This is a genomic window from Microcoleus pseudofavosus SVA1_A4, assembly GCF_036700565.1.
GTDB lineage: Bacteria > Cyanobacteriota > Cyanobacteriia > Cyanobacteriales > Microcoleaceae > Microcoleus.
Map to the genome: position 1 here is coordinate 88760 of NZ_JAUBPE010000013.1, position 22880 is coordinate 111639.

9 protein-coding genes are annotated in these 22880 nt (G+C 45.7%); 2 read left to right on the forward strand and 7 right to left on the reverse strand.

The window, feature by feature from the left end:
* The 3 genes from QUA02_RS08385 to QUA02_RS08395 all read right to left on the reverse strand — a co-directional run bounded on the left by QUA02_RS08385 (position 1) and on the right by QUA02_RS08395 (position 8212).
* A complete protein-coding gene (locus QUA02_RS08385; RefSeq protein ID WP_333026649.1) occupies positions 1–3396 on the reverse strand; it encodes an ATP-binding protein in 3396 nt (1131 codons plus the stop codon).
* Between the two features lie 364 nt (positions 3397–3760).
* A complete protein-coding gene (locus QUA02_RS08390) occupies positions 3761–7036 on the reverse strand; it encodes a response regulator (RefSeq protein ID WP_333026651.1) in 3276 nt (1091 codons plus the stop codon).
* Positions 7037–7153: 117 nt separating this feature from the next.
* Complete coding sequence (locus QUA02_RS08395) at positions 7154–8212, reverse strand: aliphatic sulfonate ABC transporter substrate-binding protein (protein WP_333026652.1); 1059 nt, start codon at positions 8210–8212, stop codon at positions 7154–7156.
* 190 nt (positions 8213–8402) lie between these two features.
* On the opposite strand from QUA02_RS08395, the gene QUA02_RS08400 reads away from it, so the two are divergent.
* Positions 8403–8702 carry a DUF7734 family protein gene (locus QUA02_RS08400; RefSeq protein WP_333026654.1) on the forward strand — a complete coding sequence of 100 codons (300 nt, stop codon included), beginning with the start codon at positions 8403–8405 and terminating at the stop codon, positions 8700–8702.
* 69 nt (positions 8703–8771) lie between these two features.
* On the opposite strand, the gene atpC is transcribed toward QUA02_RS08400, so the two are convergent.
* From atpC to QUA02_RS08420, 4 genes are all read right to left on the reverse strand, one after another.
* Positions 8772–9179 carry an ATP synthase F1 subunit epsilon gene (atpC, locus tag QUA02_RS08405; protein ID WP_333026655.1) on the reverse strand — a complete coding sequence of 136 codons (408 nt, stop codon included), beginning with the start codon at positions 9177–9179 and terminating at the stop codon, positions 8772–8774.
* A 204-nt stretch (positions 9180–9383) separates the two neighbouring features.
* Positions 9384–10841 carry a F0F1 ATP synthase subunit beta gene (gene atpD, locus QUA02_RS08410; protein ID WP_333026657.1) on the reverse strand — a complete coding sequence of 486 codons (1458 nt, stop codon included), beginning with the start codon at positions 10839–10841 and terminating at the stop codon, positions 9384–9386.
* Between the two features lie 126 nt (positions 10842–10967).
* Complete coding sequence (locus QUA02_RS08415; RefSeq protein ID WP_333026658.1) at positions 10968–11786, reverse strand: PEP-CTERM sorting domain-containing protein; 819 nt, start codon at positions 11784–11786, stop codon at positions 10968–10970.
* Between the two features lie 437 nt (positions 11787–12223).
* Positions 12224–12376 (reverse strand): hypothetical protein, encoded by a 153-nt coding sequence (locus QUA02_RS08420; RefSeq protein ID WP_333026659.1) that lies wholly within the window; start codon positions 12374–12376, stop codon positions 12224–12226.
* A 382-nt stretch (positions 12377–12758) separates the two neighbouring features.
* Here QUA02_RS08420 and QUA02_RS08425 point away from each other — a divergent pair, with 382 nt between their 5' ends.
* Complete coding sequence (locus QUA02_RS08425; RefSeq protein WP_333026661.1) at positions 12759–22652, forward strand: CHAT domain-containing protein; 9894 nt, start codon at positions 12759–12761, stop codon at positions 22650–22652.
* Positions 22653–22880: the final 228 nt, after the last annotated feature.

The following is a 22880-nucleotide window of genomic DNA, read 5'->3' on the forward strand; positions in this document are numbered from 1 at the left end:
CTATTTCTCCGTCGAAGTTTCCACGCCAGACCACCCATCCGGGGCTCCGTACATTCGATACTTGCGAGCTCGTTTGAAATACAGCATTGCTACCCGATCGTCAGGATTGATTTGTAAAATATTCTGAAATACTTTTTGGGCGGCAACAAATTTTTGCTCGTAGTAAAAATTGAGAGCTTCTTGAAAAATCTCCGCAGTTTGCTGCTTGAGTACAATGCTCTGCTCTGTTTCTGTATCGTAAATTTCAAACACCGACACAGCATTTGTCTTTCCTTTCACCGTTACTCGATCGACAAATCTGTACTTATATTTTTCTGGATCGTCAAGGCGATCGATAATTGCACCGCTAACTAGAATGCCCGCGCCGTAAACCTTAGTCAATCCTTCCAAACGAGATGCGAGATTCACCGCATCAGCAATCACGGTACTTTCCATTCGTTCTCGCTCGCCAATTGTACCCAACATTAAATTGCCCGCGTGCAAACCGACGCCGATCGCGATCGGACACAAACCATTTTGTTCTCGCTGCTGGTTGTAGATATTCACTTCTTTTTGCATATCAATTGCTGCTCGCACGCCATCAGATGAAGATGTAGGAAACAGTGCCATGACTGCATCCCCAATGTATTTGTCAATAAACCCGTTATTTTTCCTGATTGCAGGGCTAACCCTTCCCAAGTAAGTGTTAATAAATGCAAAATTTTCAGGCGGTGTCATATTTTCGGAAAGCGCCGTAAACGAGCGAATATCCGCAAACAGGACTGTCATATCTCTTTCCTGGTTTTCGCCTAATTTTACTTCAATAATACTCGGCTTTTCCAGCAAGTTTAGAAAATCGTGCGGCACAAACCGGCCGTAGGCTGCATTCAGTTTAGCAAGGCGAATTTGCGTGTTGATTCTCGCCAACAATTCCTTTTTGATAAAAGGTTTAGTTACATAATCATTTGCTTCTAAGTTAAAAGCTTCTACCAAGTCGGTAGTTAGATTTTTGGCCGTCAGCATCAGAATCGGCATTTCTAAAGGCGAGTATTTTTTGCGGACTTCTCGACACACTTCATAACCAGTCATCTGCGGCATCATTACATCCAGTAAAATTAAGTCGGGCTTAAATCCTGATTGAATCAGATTTAAAGCTTCTAAGCCGTTGCTCGCTTGAGTGATATCGTAGTTTTCTACAGAAAGACTGTTGATGATGACATGAATATTAATCGGCTCATCATCAACTACCAAAATTTTTAATTTTTCACTTTCTAGCAAGTCGCTATTGTCTGATACCTGAGAATTTATTATAGATGATTCGCGGGCTAATTCAGGAGTGATTAAATGCCGATATCCCTCGGTTAAATGCGGCTGTCTGCTGCTAAATTCCGGCTGAGTTTCAGATACGGGCAAAGTAAAAGTGAATTGGGAACCTACGCCTACAGTTGAAGATACCCAAATTTTACCTCCGTGCAATTCCACTAATTGCTTGGCAACAGTTAACCCTAAACCCGTGCCGCCATATTCTCTAGCAGTGGAACCGTCAGCTTGCTCAAAGGATTCAAAAATTCGCTCTAATTTATCTTCGGGGATGCCAATACCGGTGTCGGATACAGTAATCGCTAATTGGGAATTAGGCGGTGATTGTTCGTTGCCCGTTACCAATTCTGCTGAAATTTCAACTCTGCCGCTTTCGCTAAATTTAATCGCATTGCCGATTAAGTTGTAAAGTATTTGCTGCAAGCGATTCTCGTCGGCTGCTATTGGCGGCAATTCAGGAGCGACTGAGTTAATCAACTGCAATTTTTTTTTGCCTACTAATGGTTGAGATAAGGTGAGGATTACAGAGACTATTTCTCGAATACCGACGGCCTTAATTTGCAGTTCTATCGTTTTATGTTTTAGCTGAGAAAAGTCCAGAAGATCGTTAATTAAAGAAGACAATCTTTGGCCCGAGGATGAAATCAAAGCTAAGTTAAAATTTGTTGATTCTGGCAGTTGTCCGGTAGCACCGTCTATTAAAGATTCTGCAATCCCAATAATGCCGTTGAGGGGAGTGCGGAGTTCGTGGGAAGTATTGGCTAAGAATTCGTCTTTTAGTTTGTCCAGTCGCTGCAATTCGGTATTTTTAGTCTCTAAGGCAGTAAAAGATGCTTGCAGTTGTGCTGCCATGCTGTTAAAAGCAGTGGCAAGTATGCCCAACTCGTCGGAACGATCGAGCTTTACAGTTCTGTCAAATTGTCCTTCAGACAAAGCTATTGCTGCATCTTTTAATTTTAAAATAGGTTTGATAATCCAGCGAGAAGTGAGAATTCCTAGAACAGTTGCCATGCCCAAAGCTGCCAGACATAGCAGCACTGTAGTTCGGTTGCCGGCATGGATTTGTTCCATAAAGTCGGCTTCGGGAACGACGACGACAATCAGCCAATCTAAACCTTTGCCGTCTTGGAACGGCAGGACTTTTAAAAATTTCTGCTTGCCGTTTATCTCAACATTTATTTGCTGCGATTTGGTAATTTGCTGCAAGTTTTGAAAGTGACTTTCTAAATATTTAGCTGTAGTTTGCGTTACTGCGTCGCTGCTTTCTGTAACTTTAAACAATTCTTTTTTACCGTTTTTGCTGCGGAAAGGTTTTTCGGGTGTGGAAGTTGCCAGCAGCGTGCCGTTTCTTTCGATAATAAAAGTTTGACCGGATTTGCCTATTTTGAGACTGTTTAAAAATTGACCGATACTGTCGAGACGCAAAGCAGCAATTAATACTCCTTCTAGCTGTTTCTGGCTGTTGTAAACTGGTTGCAGCGCGCTGAGGAGCAATGTGGGTTCTAGGAAGGATATATAAACTGAACTCCAAGTTGGTTTGGCTGCTAGAGCCGCATAGCTGTAGGAAGGGTGCTGTCGGATGTCGAAGTTTTTAACGGTGGCTGCTACTGTCGCGCGATCGCCCGCATTATTAGTATTGTAAGAATAAAAATCAAAATTTGTAGACGGACCCGATGCGTTAATCAATAAAGTGCCGTTCGACATTTTTTCGCCGGTGCGATATTCTCCATCTTGATTGGCGATCGACGTAAAATTGATATAAGGATATAATTGCACTTGCCGCCACAGATACTTTTCCCAAGCTGACAAGTCTTTCATGTTCACAAAACCCAGTTTCACAGCATCCAGCTTGCTTTGATTGATTTGGTGCGGAGTTTCCAGATAAGTTCTCAAATTTTGCTCGATGCGATTGCTCACCTCCCCCATCAACTGATCGGCAAGGTCATTCACTGCTCTTTGAGAGTTCCTAAATGATAAATATCCCACAATACCCACCGCTGCAAATACTTGCAAGACAAACGGAACTATGAGTACAGTTTGCAGCGTCGCTTTTCCTGAAAGTTTGGCCACCAAGTGCTTGAGAGAAAGAGTGGACATAACATTAATTTAGCTTGAAAGACACAGTTGATACGGGCGATCGAAGCTGCACCGCTCGCTGCTAAGTATTGTAAACCATTTTGTAGTTGAACAAAACTTGCACAAGCAAAGTTTGATTCTCGGTTTCTTCCTGAATCGCTGTCAAACTTGAGATTTTTCCGAGAAATCGGGTTTCTTTTTCGCAGAGATTTTCGCAATATATGCGAGGAAGAAGTCAAACCAGCGCGCTCGACGGCAAATCTCTCAGGAAAACTCCCAATTTTGGGTTCCCATGCTTTGCTCTGAATATATTATGACTGAGACTAGGTACAAAAAACCGGATAAACACATAAAAATTTCTGCCGTCAGCTTAATGCTACTTTTACTACTTTTCATCCAAAGCTTCTATTCCCGACCATCCTTCTGACACTCCATACATTCTATTCTTCAGAGAACGCTGGTAGTAGGTTGCGGCTAACTTATCTTGAGGATTTGTTTCGCAAATCTTCTTGAATATTTTTTGCGATTTACTAAAATTTTGCTCGAAATAAAGCTCCAGACCTTTTTCAAATGCAGCAGCAGTTTCCTGTTTGAGTTTAATGCTTTGTTCTGTTTCTGCATCATAAATCTCAAACACCGACACGGCAGATTTTTTGCCTTTTACTGTGACTCGAGCGACAAATCGGCACATATATTTTTCTCGATCGCCCAAACGCTCTAAAATTGATTCAGTAACTAGGATTCCCGATCCGTAAACCTTAGTCAGTCCTTCCAAACGAGACGCGAGATTTACCGCATCAGCAATCACCGTACTTTCCATCCGTTTTTGCTCGCCAATCGTACCCAACATTAAAGTTCCCGCGTGCAAACCGATGCCGATCGTAATCGGTGCATAATTGCTCCGTTGTCCGTGCTGGTTGTAAATAATAACTTGTTTTTGCATTTCCACCGCCGCGCGAACAGCATCATCTGCCGACTCAGGAAATAGTGCCATAATCGCATCGCCAATATATTTATCGATGAAACCTTGGTGAGCGCGAATTACCGGACTCACTCGGCTGAGGTAGCTGTTGATAAAATTAAAGTTTTCTTGGGGAGTCATCGCTTCGGAGATAGTCGTAAAAGAGCGAATGTCCGAAAATAAAACTGTCATTTCTTTCTGAATCTGATCGCCTAGTCGGACATCAACAATACTTTCGTGTCCCAAAAATCGCAGAAAGTCGTGGGGGACAAATCTACCGTAAGCTGCATTGATTTTTGCCAGACGGATGTGAGTTTTAATTCTGGCTAGCAATTCATTTTTGACAAACGGTTTAGTTAAAAAATCATTGGCTCCTGCATTGAAACCTTGCACTAAGTCAGATACTTGATTTTTGGCGGTTAGCATCACAATTGGTACTTCGATAGCGGTGAATTTCTCGCGGATTTTCTCGCAAACTTCGTAACCAGTCATCCGCGGCATCATGATATCCAGTAAGATTAGATCGGGCTTGTAGCCTCTGTCTAGAAGGGCTAAAGCTTCTTTACCGCAGCTAGCTTCGGCGATCGCATAATTTTCGAGAAGCAAATTGTTAGCCAATACCTGAACATTCACAGGTTCGTCATCTACAATCAAGATTTTCACTTGACTGTTTTCTTGGCGTTCTTTATCATCGATCGAACTCTTATTATTAAAAGTTAGTGCGGCGGTTTCATAATTTATTAACCTGCGATCGTTGGTTATTGAAACTAAAGACGGCAGAACCGTTGCTGGCAAATGCTTGCGCTCAATGTACTGATTTTGAGAGATTGGCAAACTAAAGGTAAACTGCGAACCAATACCTAGTTTTGAAGATACCTGTATTTCGCCACCGTGCAGTTCGACCAACTGCTTTGTAACTGCCAAACCTAACCCTGTTCCTCCATATTCTCTAGCAGTGGAACCGTCTCCTTGTTCAAAAGATTTAAAAATTAGTTCTAATTTATCTTCAGCAATGCCAATACCAGTATCGGATACAGTAATTTGCAGTTTTGACCTGACAATTAAAGATTGAATCTGACTTGTTACTGAACTTTCTTTGTCTGTCAAAGGCGGCGAATCCAAGCCGATCGCATTCGCGGAAATTTCAACTCTGCCGCTTTCGGTAAATTTAATCGCATTGCCGATTAAGTTATAAAGAACTTGTTGCACCCGATTTTCATCGGCATCCACGAGGGGAATGTCGGGAGTGACTGAATTAATCAACTGCAAATTTTTTGTACCGATTAGAGGTTGAGAAAGAGTCACCACGATATCGACAATTTCTCGGATGCCGACAGGCTTGATTTGCAGTTCAATATTTTTGTGTCTCAGCTTCGAGAAATCGAGAATGTCGTTGATGAGATTGGACAGTCTTCTGCCGCTAGATGCAATAATTTCCAGATTGGAAATAGTCGATTCTGGCAATTGTCCTGTAGCACCGTCGATCAAAGATTCAGTTAAACCGATAATGCCGTTAAGCGGGGTGCGGAGTTCGTGAGAAGTGTTGGCTAAAAATTCGTCTTTGAGTTTGTCAAGTCGCTGCAATTGGGCATTTTGATGCTCTAATTTTGTGAAAGATACTTCCAATTGACCGGCCATGCTGTTGAAAGCATTAGCTAATTTTCCGAGTTCGTTAGATGCTGCAATATTTACCCGAGTTTCCAACATTCCGCTAGTCATTTTAGTAGCTGCGGATGTTAGGGATTTCAAAGGATTTGTAATCGATCGAGCAAAAGCCACCCCCAAGCCCACGGCGACGAGGGCGCTGGCGAGGGTAACTGTACCCATGACGTATAGGAGCGATCGCACCGGGGCGTAAGCTTCCGCCGTAGGCAGCTCTACAACCACCATCCACTGCGCCCTCCGCACGATCGCACCCGTGCCCGTGACTTCTTCCCCGCGCAAGCCTCGATAAACGATCGGAGATTGAATCCCCGAAGCTAAAGCTAATTTGGATAACTCTCGCACAAAGGGCCGCCCTCTCAAATCTTGCAGTAAATATGGATTAATCTTGTTTCCGGTTTCCGAAATCAGCACTGAGCGGTGGTCGAGAACGTAGCTGTATCCAGTTTTTCCAACTTGCGTTCTGGATGCAATTTGAGTTAAAAAATTGAGACTTACTCTGGCAAACAATACTCCTGCAATTTGATTTTTACTGTTGCGAACAGGCACGGCTAAGTTAACAACATTAACCGCTGTTTTCATATCGACATCTACTGGACTAACATAATTTTGAGTCTGCCCAAAAGTCTCCCAAAATATAGGTGCATCTCCCGAAATACCTGCTAAAGTTAAGCTAGAGATAGAAAAGGATTCGTAAGGCGACATCGCCTGTATGATTTGACCTTTACTGTTAAAAATTCCCACGACTTCGTAGGCGCTGTTGCTGTTGACCAATCCTTCGAGAATGCTGCGCTGAGTTTCAGGATTAAATTCTGTTAAACCGCGCAATTCTGACAAATAATTGAGTTGGCGCTGCAAGTTATCCAGATAAGCGCTAATTTGGACAGCAGCAGCTTGCGATCGCTCGTACTGAAGCTGTTTTGTCTGTTCTATTTGTCCCCGAAAGCTGAGGTAAGCTAAGGTACTTCCCGCCATCAATACGCTTGCCACAACAATCGAGACAAAACCGTAACGCAGTTGGTTGGCAATTGATGACATTTGATTCTGCCAGTTAACAGTTCGATCTCACTCTATAGGATACACCCAATTTCACATTTTTAAGACTTGCGGAATCGCAACCGTTGATTTATCGATACCTTTGCCTAAGTTCTGGTTTTATAAATCTAATTTTTGTTTCCAAATAACATCTTCAATCCAAAGGCGATCGGGAATCAGTCCCAACCGAAAGAAAATTTCACTAATCCGCTGCTGTTCTTCAACTGCCCTGTCTTGAATTGGCAGCAAATCGTAGCGGCGGCTTTTGGTTAACATGATAGCTGTAGCTATTTTCATTCCGGTTCGAGCGCCGATCAATTCCGCTGCTCGCTCGGGATTTTTAGTTATCCAAGTAGCCATCTGTCGCGTTTCTCCCATCACTATTTTAACAATATCGGGAAAGTCGCTAGCAAAAGAGCGACTTGCCAAATAGAAGTTTCTATCATTCATCAGCCCGTCGCTGTCAGTCAAGAAATGAACAGGCATAGTTTCCTGTAACTGAGCTAGAAACGGCTGCCAAATCGCCCAAGCATCAACCTCGCCTCTCACAAATGCTTCCTGAGCTTTTGGTGGAGGCAAATCGACCAATTCTGCATCTTTTAACTGCAAGCCACCTTGAGTTAACGCCCGAATTAACAAATAGTGACCTGCGGTTTTCTGAGTTGCTGCTATTTTCTTGCCTTTGAGATCCGCTAGAGTCCGAATTGGAGAATCTTGAGGAACTATGATGCCAATGCTTCCAGGTAAAGCTGAATCATTAGCAATATAAACAAAAGGTACGCCGTCTGATTGGGCAAAAATTGGCGGCGCAACTCCTGCATAACCCAGATCGATTTTTCCTTTTCCTATTGCTGCTAAAATGGGCGGCCCTGCGGAAAATTCCGTCCATTCTACAGACCACCCAATTTCTGCTAAACGGGTTTCCAAAGAGCCTTTAGCTTTGAGATAAAACAGCGCTCCGAAACGCTGATGGCCGATTCTGACAACTTTTGTTAAATTTGAGGGTTCATTTTGGGTTTTTGCTTGAGAGTTATTTATGAGCTGTGAGTTGCAACTTGCCAGAGCTAAACTCAAGCAAAAAACTAGCATAAATACCAGCGCATATCCCCAAGCAAAACGGCGTTTAATAATATTTTTAAGGGTAAACGATAATTGAAGCCTAGTTTTTATGGGATTCATAAAATATCGTATAAGTAGGTTGTGCAGGACGAAAATATTCCAGATTTTTTTGAAAGTATTTATATTATGTCCGCTTACTTCCTGCTCTTAAAAAAGGTGGAATTAAAAATAAAAATTTAGGTGTCTGTCCCTGAAATTAGCCGCAAAATTAAGCTATATTATAGCAGATTTCAGGAAAGTGATATTTGCTATGGCTGACTCTATTGCTCGCCGCTTGGAACAATACACGGTAAAACGATCGCACGAAGTTTTAATCGTCAAGGCCGAAATTGACGGCGAATTCGATGAAATTGCTATTTTTAAAGGCTTTTCTAGCTCTTTGGTGCGATCGACCGCGAGCGATCCAGAGGTTCCTGTTTTGCCGTCGGGAGCAAAAATTGTCAGTGTCGATCGGCTGGAGAGTCCCTACAATCCAAATAACCCCCGCTATCTTCAGCAGGGGCTATCTTGGGAAACAATGCAATCTCTCTTGTCTGAGGTGGGAGTTTAGCTCTCGCAGTAGGGACACAACTTAGCAAAAAACTAGGGACACAAAAATGTTGTGTCCCTACTACAAAAGCTAGAGCGTGCCGCCGGCAGCTTGGAAACGAGCTCTCGCGCGTTTGATTGCTTGCTTAGCTTGAATTTGCTCTTGCAAAGTGCCGCTAGCGGACTTTTCCAAACGAGCTTCTGCTTCGGTGTAAGCAGTACGAGCAGCTTCTTTATCAATGGTTTCGCCTTTTTCAGCGCCGTTGACAAGAATAGTAACTTTGTTTTCTTGGATTTCTGCAAAGCCGCCCATCAGAGCAATAGACACCCATTCCTTGCCGGGACGGACGCGCATCACTCCGGTATCCAAAGCCGTCAACATTGGAGCGTGACCGCTTAAAATACCTAATTGGCCTGTGGTGCTCGGCAGAATTACTTCTTCAGCATTAGAATCCCAAACAGTTTTGTCTGGGGCAACTACGCGCACAGTTAATGTCATAAAGTGTCACTTGTCAGTTGTCAGTTGTCAGTTATCAGTTGTCAGTTGTCAGTTGTCAGTTGCCAGTTATCAGTTGCCAGTTATCAGTTGCCAGTTGTCAGTTGTCAGTTGTTACCAATAACCAATAACTAATAACAAATAACTAATAACTACTGACTACTAACTAATGACTACTGACCAATGACTACTGACTAATGACTAAAATTACTTGGCGTCAGCTTTCATTTTTTCAGCTTTGGCGATCGCCTCGTTGATATCGCCCACCAAATAGAAAGCTTGTTCCGGTAATTCGTCAAGTTCGCCAGCCAAAATCATCTGGAAGCCCTTAATGGTATCTGCCAGCTTGACGTATTTGCCGGGGGAACCGGTGAACACTTCGGCGACAAAGAACGGTTGAGACAAGAACCGTTCAATTTTGCGAGCGCGAGAAACGGTTAAGCGGTCATCTTCTGACAGCTCGTCCAAACCCAAAATTGCAATAATGTCTTGCAATTCCTTATAGCGTTGCAGAGTAGACTGCACCTGACGGGCAACACCATAGTGCTCTTCGCCGACAACGCTAACTTGCAACATTGTAGACGTAGAATCCAGCGGGTCAACAGCCGGATAAATACCCTTGGAAGCCAAACCGCGAGACAACACAGTTGTAGCGTCCAAGTGAGCAAAAGTCGTAGCCGGTGCGGGGTCAGTCAAGTCATCCGCAGGTACGTACACAGCTTGAACCGAAGTAATCGAACCTTCGGTAGTCGAAGTAATCCGTTCTTGCAAGTCGCCCATATCCGTACCGAGAGTCGGCTGATATCCCACAGCCGAAGGCATCCGACCCAACAGAGCCGATACCTCAGAACCCGCTTGCACGAACCGGAAGATATTGTCAATGAACAGGAGAACGTCTTGCTTGCTGACATCGCGGAAGTATTCGGCCATCGCCAGAGCCGACAAGCCCACGCGCATCCGAGCACCAGGCGGCTCGTTCATTTGACCGTAAACAAGAGCAATTTTTGACTTGGTGCGGTCTTCTTCGTTAATAACCCCCGACTCGATCATTTCTTTGTAGAGGTCATTACCTTCGCGGGTGCGCTCGCCCACACCACCGAACACGGACACGCCGCCGTGAGCCTTAGCGATGTTGTTCACGAGTTCCATCATGATCACGGTTTTGCCGACGCCTGCGCCGCCGAACAAACCGATTTTGCCGCCGCGGCGGTAGGGGGCCAGGAGGTCGATCACCTTGATCCCGGTTTCAAACACCGAAGGCTTGGTTTCCAGTTCGGTGAAAGCCGGAGGGTTGCGGTGGATGGGCATACTTTCGGAAGTATTGACCGGGCCGAGGTTGTCTACGGGTTGGCCGATGACGTTAAAAATGCGGCCGAGAGTTGGGATTCCGACGGGAACTTGGATCGATTCCCCGGTATCTACTACTTCCATGCCGCGCACCAAGCCGTCGGTGGTACTCATGGAAACTGCACGCACTTGGGTGTCTCCGAGCAGTTGTTGAACTTCGCAGGTAACGGCAATGTCTTGACCTGCTTCGTTTTTGCCGGAAATCGTGAGAGCGTTATAGATTTGGGGCAGTTTGCCGCCTGGGAATTTTACGTCTACAACCGGCCCAATGATTTGGGTGATGTAGCCTACGTTCGTTTTTGTTGCGGTGGATACCATGAATAGTGCCTTTGTTAGGATGCTATTTTTCCGATATTGGAAAAACTCTTAACATTTAGAAATGCTATTCCTCAGAGTACCACTGAACAGACGCACTATTTAGATTTGTATGGGGCTGGTTAAGAGTCATTTTTCTGGTTGCTGCTGTCGCTTTTTTTGCGATCGAGCCGCAGCCAAAGTCCCGATCCCCAGGACAGTACCCAAAATTGAGATTGGTTCGGGGACTTCCTGAGCCGTGGGGACTGCCTGAGCCGTGAGGCTAAAGTTTTGAAAGTCAACGTCATCTCCTTTTCCGCCATCGTCCAAGGAAATTTTTGTACCCTTAGCGAGTTGGGCCGTTGTCACCGATGGAAACTGCTCTGGGCCCTTGCCACCGTTGACGGTTGTAAATGGAGCCGTGGAGTCGTTGTTGAGGCTAAAGTCGCCAAAGACAGCTTGCTGGCATCCAGTCGCCATGCAGTCAGTTCTGCTGAATTGGCTGCCGGCGGCAAACCATTCGGAGCTGTTCATAAAGGTGCTGCTGGAGACGTATTGCTCGAAAGGCTTGCCACTGCCGAGGTCGTTCCAGAGCAGGAGTGCGTAAACTTGATTCTCCAAAAATGTGAAAGTTTGGTCGATCGAGCCGTTGTCGGAGGTGACTGCGTTGCCGAAGGTTCCTTGCCAGTTGTTCGCAGAGCCGTCATCTGAGGGTTTAGTCTCGTAAAATAGGCGGGATATGTTGCTGTAGCCAGTGTTTGCTGACTGAGCTTGGGCTACCCACAAGCTGGACTGGTAACTGCCGTGAGATTGGTCGAATGTAAAGTTTATATTTGTATCTCGATCGAACTGGATGCCGCTGGTGCCAAACATGAAGGCTCGGACGGGCGTGCAGATGCTGAGCAAGATTGTGGTTGCCAAGCTGGCGACTGTAAAAGATGTTTTTTTGACTAGCGTTAAGGTAGTCATAACCCTGATTCCTCCAATATTGTTAGGTAGTAAGGCGGGAAATGCCATTTTCCCGTCGCGGGAATAGACGATCGCCTTGAATGCGATATGAACGGACGATCGTCAAAGCTGCAAAAGAGACTCTACAGCAGTTACTCTACAGACCGATATTATCTAAGTGTGTCATGAGAGTAAATGAATGCTTGTTGTCCTAAGAGTTTTCACTGACACTCCTTGTGCCGCACTTTAGTCTGTAACAGCAAGATTTTCATTCATTCTCCATTTCTAACCTACTACATTTATTGGTGTCGGTTAACGATCTCAAGCTGACTGCAAGACTTGCAAACATTAGCTTTTATCAAAAATACATAAAAATTTTTACTCAATCTTTGTAAATTTTTGGTAAAGTTTATCAAAAAAATATAAAGTTTCTGAGGGAAATTCGGCTGTTGGGCCAGTTAATCCTCAAAGCTGGCTGCAAGCCGATCGCCCGGTGCAGAAGGAAGCGGCGGCCGCGAGTAGGGATTCTCGCTGTGTTTTTTGCCACTCGAAGTAGGGACACCGCACCATGTCGTGTCCCTACTGTATTCAGGCGAGCGGTACTTACGCATTTTTACGTAAGTATTATTCCGGTTTTTCAACCCCTAAGCCTCGCGTTGCGCGCCATATTTTCGCCAACACTCCCGCACGCATAAACCCGGTTTCTTAAGGTAATTGCGTCATGGAAGTTCTGAAAGTGGAAACGAGAAACCAAGTTGAATTGCCCGATCGCGCCTGAATACATTAGAAACACGGCGGGAGTGCGGTGTCCCTACCCGAGCATCTGTACTGCACTTAACTGAAAACGGTTATAAACACCTACATTTCCTTCAGCTTTCCATCCCAATTATTCGGGTATAAAAAACAGGGCGATCTTATTGACGTGAGGAGTTTTTAGGAGTAGAAATAGGATAGATAAATACGATCGCACTTTAAGCACAATCTTTAAAAACAATGACAGCCAACAGACTACCTTTGCTCGGATGGTTATTCATCGTTGGCTGGCTGAGTGCAGCGGCGGGTTCGGCAAACGCGCAACCCATCGCCCCGGCACCAGACGGCACTAACACAGTTGTTACTCCCAACGGCAACCGCTACGACATTTCCGGGGGGTCTTTCAGCGGAGATCGGGCTAATCTTTTTCACAGTTTTACTCAGTTCGGTCTCAGCGAAGGTCAAACTGCTAACTTTCTTACCAATCCAAATATTCAAAATATTTTGGGACGGATTACTGGGGGAAATCCTTCTTTAATAAATGGCTTAATTCAAGTTACGGGCGGCAATTCCAATTTATTTTTGATGAATCCTGCCGGCATAATTTTCGGGCCGAATGCCAGTCTCAACGTGCCTGGATCTTTTAATGCTACTACGGCGACAGGGATTGGTTTTGGGAACAATCAGTGGTTTAGTGCGATCGGCAATAATAATTGGGCAAGTTTCATCGGGATGCCGAATAGTTTTGCTTTTACAACTTTGCAAGGGGGAAGCATTGTTAATGCAGGCAATTTGACGGTGCCACCAGGTCAAAGTTTAACTTTGCTCGGCGGTACGGTTGTCAATACCGGTCAGTTAACTGCGCCTAGCGGCAATATTCTCATCAGCGCCGTACCGGGTAACAATTTGGTGCGGATCAGTCAAGCGGGAAATTTATTGAGCTTGGATATTCAGCCGACAGCAACTCAAAGCTCGCTGCCGAACAATTGGACGCAGCCAGTGTTATCTTTGCCGGAGTTGCTGACAGGAAAAGGTGCGGCATCGGCAACGAGTTTGACGGTAAATCCCAATGGCGAAGTGGTGTTGGCGGGGAATGTTGCTGTGCCGGTAGCTGCGGGAACTGCGATCGCATCCGGCACTCTCAACGTCTCTGGCAACACTGGCGGCAACGTTAACATATTGGGCGAAAAAGCAGGTGTTATTGGCGCTAATATCAATGCTTCTGGTGCTGACGGCGGCGGTACTGTACTGGTTGGGGGAGACGAGCGCGGTTTGGGGATTCTACCCAATGCTGCGCGGACTTTTGTGAGCGGTGATTCGACAATTAATGCTGATGCTGTGAGTAATGGGAATGGCGGGCGAGTTATAGTTTGGGCTGATGAAACTACTCGTTTTAACGGCAATATTACGGCCAGAGGTGGCTTGTTTTCTGGTAATGGCGGCTTTGTAGAAGTTTCGGGAAAGCAATCCCTGGATTTTCAAGGATTAGTAGATTTGCGATCGACCTTTGGGATTGCTGGAACCTTATTATTAGATCCTACTGATATCACTATTAGTACAGGTGCGGATGCAGGCGGCACATTAGGAGGAGTATTTACGCCCTCCGCTGCTACTTCTACAATTAATAATGGGACGCTGCAAACACAGCTAGGTTTGGGAAATGTGACTATTTCCACTGCATCTGGTTTTGCGAATCAAGGCGATATTACAGTCAGCGCTCCGGTATCTTGGACTAATAGTAATTCCCTGACTCTGAATGCTAATAACAGCATATTTGTTAACAAAAATATCACCGCTAACGGCGGCAGTATCACCCTGAATGCAGATTTAGATGGCACTGGTGCAGGGGCGATCGCCATTACCAATGCTATCATCAACTCCAACGGTGGCAACATCATTTTAGGAGGCGGCACCAACCCGTCAAATTCCCCAGCAGTAGGGACAGCGGCAAATCCCATCGGAGTCGATCTCACCGGTTCCACCCTCAATGCCGGGACTGGAAATATTTCTATTAGAGGTCAAGGACTGGCTGGAGTCAGTTTCAATGACGGCATTTCTATTTCTAACAGCGGAATCACGACGGCTGGGACTGGAAGTATTACTCTCAATGGTACTGGCGGTAATGCAACTGGAAACAAAAACAAGGGGATTAACATTATTACCAGTACAGTGGAATCGATCGGGACAGGGAGTATTACTCTCAACGGTACTGGCGGGAACGGGATAGATAATAATCAAGGGATATCTATTGACAGCAGTACAGTGCGGGCTGGGGGAAATATAAACCTGGCTGGTAACGGTGCTGGAACTTTAACCCAAAACACCGGCGTTAGAATCATCAACTCTACAGTCGAGTCAACGACGGGGAATGGAACTGTCACCATCACCGGGACGGGAGGAAATGGGACTGACAGCAATCAAGGGATAACTATTGATAATCCCAGCACGGTAAAATCGCAGAATGGAGATATCACCCTAACTGGAACAGGTAAGGGGAGCGCGGGCAACAACAGGGGCATTTCGAGTTCAGGGGTGGTGGAGTCCACAGGCACCGGGAATGTGGCTCTGAGCGGTGTTGGCGGCAATGGGACTGATAGCAATCAAGGGATACAACTTGGGGGTGGCACAGTGAAAGCGCTCTCTGGAAATGTCAGTCTGACTGGTACAGGTGATGGGGCTGGGTCTACCAACGAAGGCATATATATAGATGTTGGTGCTACAGTCCAAACCGCAGGCTTGGGAAAGGTGACGTTGACGGGTACGGCCAGTGCAGGGACGGGCACTAATTCCGGGATCTGGCTCAACAACGGCACGGTACGATCGGAGAATGGAGATATTGTTTTAACCGGTACCGCTGTAGGGACAGCATTTAGCAGCTACGGCATTAACTTAAACACCAGCATACCGCCGGTAACGGTGCAAGCTACGGGAACGGGTAATATTAGCCTCACGGGAAGTGCTAACAACAATTCCATTCCAATTAACCTCGCGGCCGGTGTGATTGATGCGGCTTTGGGCGGCAATGTCACTTTGACGGGCGATGAAATTCAACTGTTAGGGACGACTCAAGTCAATGGCAAGGGTACTATTACTTTACAGCCGCTGACACCGAGTTTAGGTGTTCAGATAGGCGGTACTCAGAATAACCCTGACGTTCCTCCTTTGAATTTGATTCAGGCGGAACTCGACACGTTAAAAGGGTTTTCGCAAATGGTTATCGGACGGACGGATGGCACGGGGGCGATCGCCCTTGACCCCGCTGGCGTTACTTTTAATAACCCCGTCACAATTCAAGATTCCACAATTGCAGTCAATGGAAACATTACAGGTAAAAACAACGCTTCAATTACTTTTAATGCTGCAACCACTAACTTAAATGCAAATATTGTCACCAACGAACAGAATATTACCTTTGGTGGCAAAGTCTCTCTGGCTACGGGTTCTAATGTCACCCTCGATACTGGGTTAACGAATGCAGGTGACATTAATTTTGGGGGAACAGTTGACGGCGATGGCAACCTAGTTTTGACTGCGGGAGTAAAAGGCGTTATTAATCTCAACGGGCCAATTGGGGGGACAGTGCCTTTGCGTTCCCTGGCAATACTCAATTCTCTGAATGTTACCAGTCCGAGCGATATCGCGATTACAACTACAGGCGATATTACTACAGGCGATACGACAAATCCCGGACGGGCGATCGCCCTTACCAGCACTAATGGCGATATTAATACGACTGGAACAGGGGCGATCGATACCAAATCCAGTACCGGAAATGGAGGCCCAATCACACTCAGTGCCAACAATATTAACGCTGGCAATCTTAACTCCAGTTCCACTGCTGGCAATGGCGGAAACATCACACTCACGGGCAAAACAGGCAACATTTTTACATACTCAGGAGTAGTTAATTCTAGTTCTAGTTCCGGTGCCGGCGGAGATATCGCGATCGCAACTCCCAATCAAGTTGGGATAAATAGCATTGATGGTAATGGATTGCCCGGTACTGGAAATATTAGCATTACCGGCAATGAGATTGGCTTTTCGGGAGCAGGTTCCGCCCAGGGTAAAGGCACTTTTTCAATTGCGCCGTTTTCGCCGAATGTAGGAATCCGCTTCCAGGCTGGACTTGGTGACGATCCACAGGCGATCGATATAGGAGCACCGTTTTTATCCTCATTGCGTAATGGCTTTAGTGCCATTGTTTTCGGAGGGAACACTACTACAGGCAATATCACTGTAGAGAATTTGCCAGTATCTTTTGCCGATCCTGTGACTTTCAATACTCAAGGCACTATTTTTGTCAATCCCAATCAATCGATTTCGGGAACTGATAATGCTTCAATTACTCTGAATGCTACAACTAATAACTTAAATGGCAATATTACCACCCAATCTCAAGATATCACAATTAACGGCAATACCTTAGTTGGAGATAGTGTCTTAGTGAGCAATGGCAATTCAGCAAGTGGCAATATTCTGTTTAAGAATAACATTGATGGCAGCGGCAATCTCACTTTAGAAACAGGTACAGTTAACTTTTCAGTTATATCAGCAATAGGCAATACTACACCATTAGGAAATATCACCGTCAATAGTGCTGGTACAGCTACATTTAATGCTGTCACGGCTACCAGTTTCACGACCAATTCTGGCGGCACAACTACACTTAATGGCAATGTCACTACCACCGGCAGTCAAACCTACGGAGATGCTGTCACTCTTGCCAATAATCCCATTCTCACAGGTAGCGACATTACTTTCAATAATACTGTGGACGGTACCAGCGATTTGACTGCGAAGGCGGTGAGCGGTGATGTTACATTCAATGGTGCGGTTGGCAATACCACAGCATTAGCAAATATTACCGCTAATTCTACAGGCACAACTGCATTTAATCAAACAGTAAATGCCGCGAGTTTGAGTACAGATGTTGGCGGCACAACTCAAGTCAAGGGCAATGTCACGACAACCGGCAGTCAAACCTACGGAGATGCAGTGACAATTGCCAACAATCCGATTCTTTCAGGTGACAGCATTACATTTAACGATACAGTTAACGGCACCAGCGATTTGACGGCGAAGGCGGTTAGCGGTAATGTGACATTCAACGGTGCAGTTGGGAGTTTAAGTGCGATCGGCAATTTAACAGCTAACTCTACAGGCACAACTGCATTTAATCAAACAGTCAATGCTACGAGTTTGACTACAGATGTTGGCGGCACAACTGAACTAAATGGCAATGTGACAACCACCGGCGCTCAAACCTACGGAGATGCAGTGACAATTGCCAACAATCCGATTCTTTCAGGTGACAGCATTACATTTAACGATACAGTTAACGGCACCAGCGATTTGACGGCGAAGGCGGTTAGCGGTAATGTGACATTCAACGGTGCAGTTGGGAGTTTAAGTGCGATCGGCAATTTAACAGCTAACTCTACAGGCACAACTGCATTTAATCAAACAGTCAATGCCGCGAGTTTGACTACAGATGTTGGCGGCACAACTCAAGTCAAGGCAAATGTGACAACCACCGGCGCTCAAACCTACGGAGATGCTGTGACAATTGCCAACAATCCGATTATTTCAGGTGACAGCATTACTTTCAATAATACAGTTAATGGCACCAGCGATTTGACTGTGAAGGCGGTTAGCGGTAATGTGACATTTAACGGTGCAGTTGGGAGTTTAAGTGCGATCGGCAATTTAACAGCTAATTCTACAGGCACAACTGCATTTAATCAAACAGTCAATGCCGCGAGTTTGACTACAGATGTTGGCGGCACAACTCAACTAAATGGCAATGTGACAACCACCGGCACTCAAACCTACGGAGATGCAGTGACAATTGCCAACAATCCGATTCTTTCAGGTGACAGCATTGCTTTTAACGATACAGTTAACGGTAGCAGCGATTTGACGGCGAAGGCGGTTAGCGGTAATGTGACATTTAATGGTGCAGTTGGTGGTGCAAGTGCGATCGGCAAATTAACAGCTAATTCTACAGGCACAACTGCATTTAATCAAACAGTTAATGCCGCGAGTTTGACTACAGATGTTGGCGGCAAAACTCAAGTCAAGGGAAATGTCACTACAATCGGCGCTCAAACCTACGGAGATGCAGTGACAATTGCCAACAATCCGATTATTTCAGGTGACAGCATTACTTTCAATAATACAGTTAACGGCAGCAGCGATTTGACTGTGAAAGCTGCTAGCGGTAATCTTACCTTCAAAAGTGCGATCGGCGAAACAACTCCTCTCACTAATTTAACTGCCAACAGCAAGATATCTTTAGGTGGCAATGTCACTACAACCGGCAGTCAAACTTATGCCGATGCTGTCACTGTTGCCAAAAACTCGATTCTTTCAGGCAGCGACATTACTTTCAACAATACAGTTGACGTAGCTGGAAATCTCGGTATTTCTGCTGACAATGTTAATCTCAAAGGAACTGTAACAACCACCAATGACGGCACGCTCACAATTGCCAATAAAGTGAATCTTAATATTGAGAAAAACCTGAACTTAGACGGTGCCTTTATTCAAAATGGCGGTGGAACTGTTGCGGTTAGCGGAAATATCTCCACAACTAATGATAGCATTACTTTTAGCGGCCCGGTGACATTAAAAGCTCCTGTAAATTTTACACTCGGAGATGCAACTATTGCTTTCGGTTCTAGTTTATCGGCAGGTAGTAACCCGCTGACTTTAACGGCAGGTGAAATAGATTTTTCTGGGAATGTTTCGGGTAGTGGCGTGCTAACGCTGCAACCCGCAACAGCAGGACAAAATATTGTTGTCGGCGGAACTGATAACAATACTAACGCTTTAGATTTGACTGCATCGGAACTTAATTTGATTCAAAATGGATTTAGCTCGATCGCGATCGGGCGATCGGATAGCAGCGCCAATATTAGTGTTCCCTATAATCTCACATTTTTAGACCCAGTAAATATTCAAACGGGAACAGGTACGATCGCACTTGATGGCATTCTTACCGGCAATGACAACAGCAGCATTGCTCTCAACGCTTCCAGAATTAATTTAAATTATGGCATCAATACCAATAAAAATCCGATCGCTCTCAACGGCACTGTTACACTCGGCAACGATATTAATCTCAGTACCGGCGGCGGAGATATTAAGATAACTGGTGCGATCGACGGCGGTCATTTGTTGGGCTTAGATGCTGCTACAGGCAATGTGCTGCTGCAAGGAAATATCGGAGAAACAACGCCATTATCTGTTTTGAACGTTACTGCATCGAATGCGGAATTTATCGGAAATGTTAAAAGCAATTCTGGTTTTAATGTTACGGCTTTAGCTACTAAATTAGGTGGGAATGTTACGACAAATAACGGCAACATTAATATTAGCAATGCTTTGGTTTTGACAAAGGATGCGGTATTTAGTACCGCAGGGGGAAATATTGCTTTTGGTGCGATCGACAGTGACAGCATTAATGCCCGCAACTTAACTCTAGCCTCCGGTAGCGGCAGCATCACTTTCAACGGTGCGGTGGGGGCCACTAGCAAGTTAGGAAATCTGGCGATCGAAAATGCTGGTAATGTGACAGGAAACTCGACAATTAACGCGCAACAATTGACAGCACAGAACGCGGAACAAGTCAATTTATCGGGAGATGTCACCGCAGGCAAAGTCGATATTACTGCCAAGGGCGATATAAGTGTTAAAAATATTACTACTAATGGCGGAGAAATTCTATTTACAAGCGGTAACAATTTCACAGCAGGCAATTTGAATACATCGGGAGACAGTGGCGGCAACATAACTGTTAAGGCGACAACTTCAATTACGGCGGGACAAATTAACTCTAGCGGTATAGTCGGAAATGCCGGTAATGTGTTCTTAGATCCGATCGGCGATATTCAAGTAGAGTTTATCAATGCCCAAGGCGGCACTAGCGGCACCGGCGGCGATGTCACAGCAATAACAGGCAATTTTTTCCGCGCTACGGGTGTTTTTTCAACACCACTTTCGCCGACGGGATTTGCTAGCGTTTCTACTGCTGGCGGCACAGGTGGCGGAAATATCGCAATTACACACGCTGGGGGAGATGGAGGGACGCCGATTCAACCGTTTGTGGTGGGGGATGCTGCTAGCAACGGTACGGCGGGTGCAATTACAACGGGACAATCTAGCATTACATCGCAGTCGTTTCCGCGTTCTAGTAGTGTTGGTAATATTGCGTTTTCGACTGACAACGGCACCGACCCGACGCCAACGCCAACTCCAGCAGTCACTCCGACTCCGACTCCGAGTATCACTCCGACTCCAGTTGTCACTCCCACTCCGACTCCGAGTGTAACTCCGACTCCAGTTGTCACTCCAACTCCGACTCCGAGTGTAACTCCGACTCCAGTAGTAACTCCCACTCCGACTCCGAGTATCACTCCCAGTCCGACTCCGAGTGAAACTCCGACTCCAGTAGTAACTCCAACTCCTACTCCGAGTGTCACTCCAACTCCGACTCCGAGTATCACTCCGACTCCAGTAGTAACTCCAACTCCGACTCCGAGTGTCACTCCGACTCCAGTAGTAACTCCAACTCCGACTCCGATCGCCGCGCAGCCAATAGAGTTAGTATCAGAATTAACTGCGATCGCTCCTGCGGAAATACAAGAGCCCGCACCTGTGACAGCAGCCGCCACATCCGCATCGGAACCAGAATCCTCAACCGTTGATTCAGAAGACTTTCAACTCCCCAGAATTCCACCGCTAGAGAATCCTGGCGGTATAGCCGATCGAGTTTTAACCATCGATAGAAGTATCACCAGTCAATTACCCCCCGGCATCGTAGAAGCTTCATCAAAAGAATCAACACAACCAACAGTCAACCATACTTCTAATTTAGTTATGGGATATGTTCCGTCTCCCGATCGACTTTTTGAAGGTAACGACATACAGGAAACACTCTGGGGAATCGAAGAAATCAGGAATCAAGAATTTGGAGAATACCTGGGGGTAAAAGCCAACCTCCCAGACCAAAAAATCATGATTGCGACCTTCCAACAAACTTTAAAAAATATCGAACAGCAAACCGGCAAGCGGTCTGGTATTATCTATTTAGTCTCGCGAGACGAACAATTAGAAATAATTTTAGTTCCTCCCGTCGGGCGGCCGATTCACTACAGCGTCCCCGAAGCCAACAGAGAAGCTCTTTTCCCCGCCGTCAAGGAGTTGCGCGATGAAATCACCAATCCCGCAAAACGCGCTACTACCACCTATCTAGCCGCCGCCCAGCAACTGTATAAATGGGCGATCGCACCCCTAGAAAAAGACTTGCAAAACTTAGGAATTCAGACTTTGTTGCTGTCAGTCGATCCGGGATTGCGGAGCCTGCCCTTTGCTGCTTTACACGACGGTAAAGGCTTCTTGATTGAAAAATACAGTTTCAGCCTAATTCCGAGTTTCAGCTTGACGAATAGCGATTATAAAGCAGTTAGAGACGCCACAGTGCTAGCAATGGGACGGTCAGAATTTGTCGATCAAAAGCCCTTGCCCAGCGTGCCGATCGAATTGCAGGCGATTTCGGCTCAATGGCGCGGCCCATCTTTCCTCAATTCCACTTTCACTATAGACAATCTCAACTCCGAACACGCCAAGGGAGGATTTCGGATCGTTCACCTAGCAACTCACGCTGAATTCCAACCGGGGAAACCGAGAAATTCTTACATTCAACTGTGGAATTCCCAATTGCAGCTCGATCGCATGGAGAGTTTAAATTGGCGCAATCCGCAGGTAGACTTGTTAGTATTGAGTGCTTGCAGAACAGCTTTGGGCGATCGGGAAGCAGAGTTAGGTTTTGGAGGTTTAGCAGTAAAATCCGGCGCAAAATCTGCTTTAGGGAGTTTGTGGTATGTTGACGATGGAGGCACTTTGGGGCTGATGAGCGAATTTTACAACCAGTTGCGAGGAGCCACAACAAAGGCAGAAACTCTGCAACTTGCTCAACAGGCGATGATTGCTCGTAAAGTTCGGAGCGAAAACGGGCTGTTAGTGACAACAGCAGGCAACTTGAATTTACCGGCTAACATACAACAACAAAACCAAGATTTTTCTCATCCTTATTATTGGAGCAGTTTCACCCTAATCGGAAGTCCTTGGTAAGCTGCCATATTTTAGCTCGTTTCCGTTTGCATCGGAATCATAATTTTCCCATTGCAGTGCGAACGTCCCGCTCGCTATGGAGAACTCGCGAGTGGAACGCTAGTTCTCACTACGAAGAGGTTTGATATCAAATCCGGTAGCATCGGAATTTTATTACCCACAATCAGGACACGGCAGTGCCGTTTCCCTACAATTAATCGGGGTAGGGAAACGGCACTGCCGTGTCCT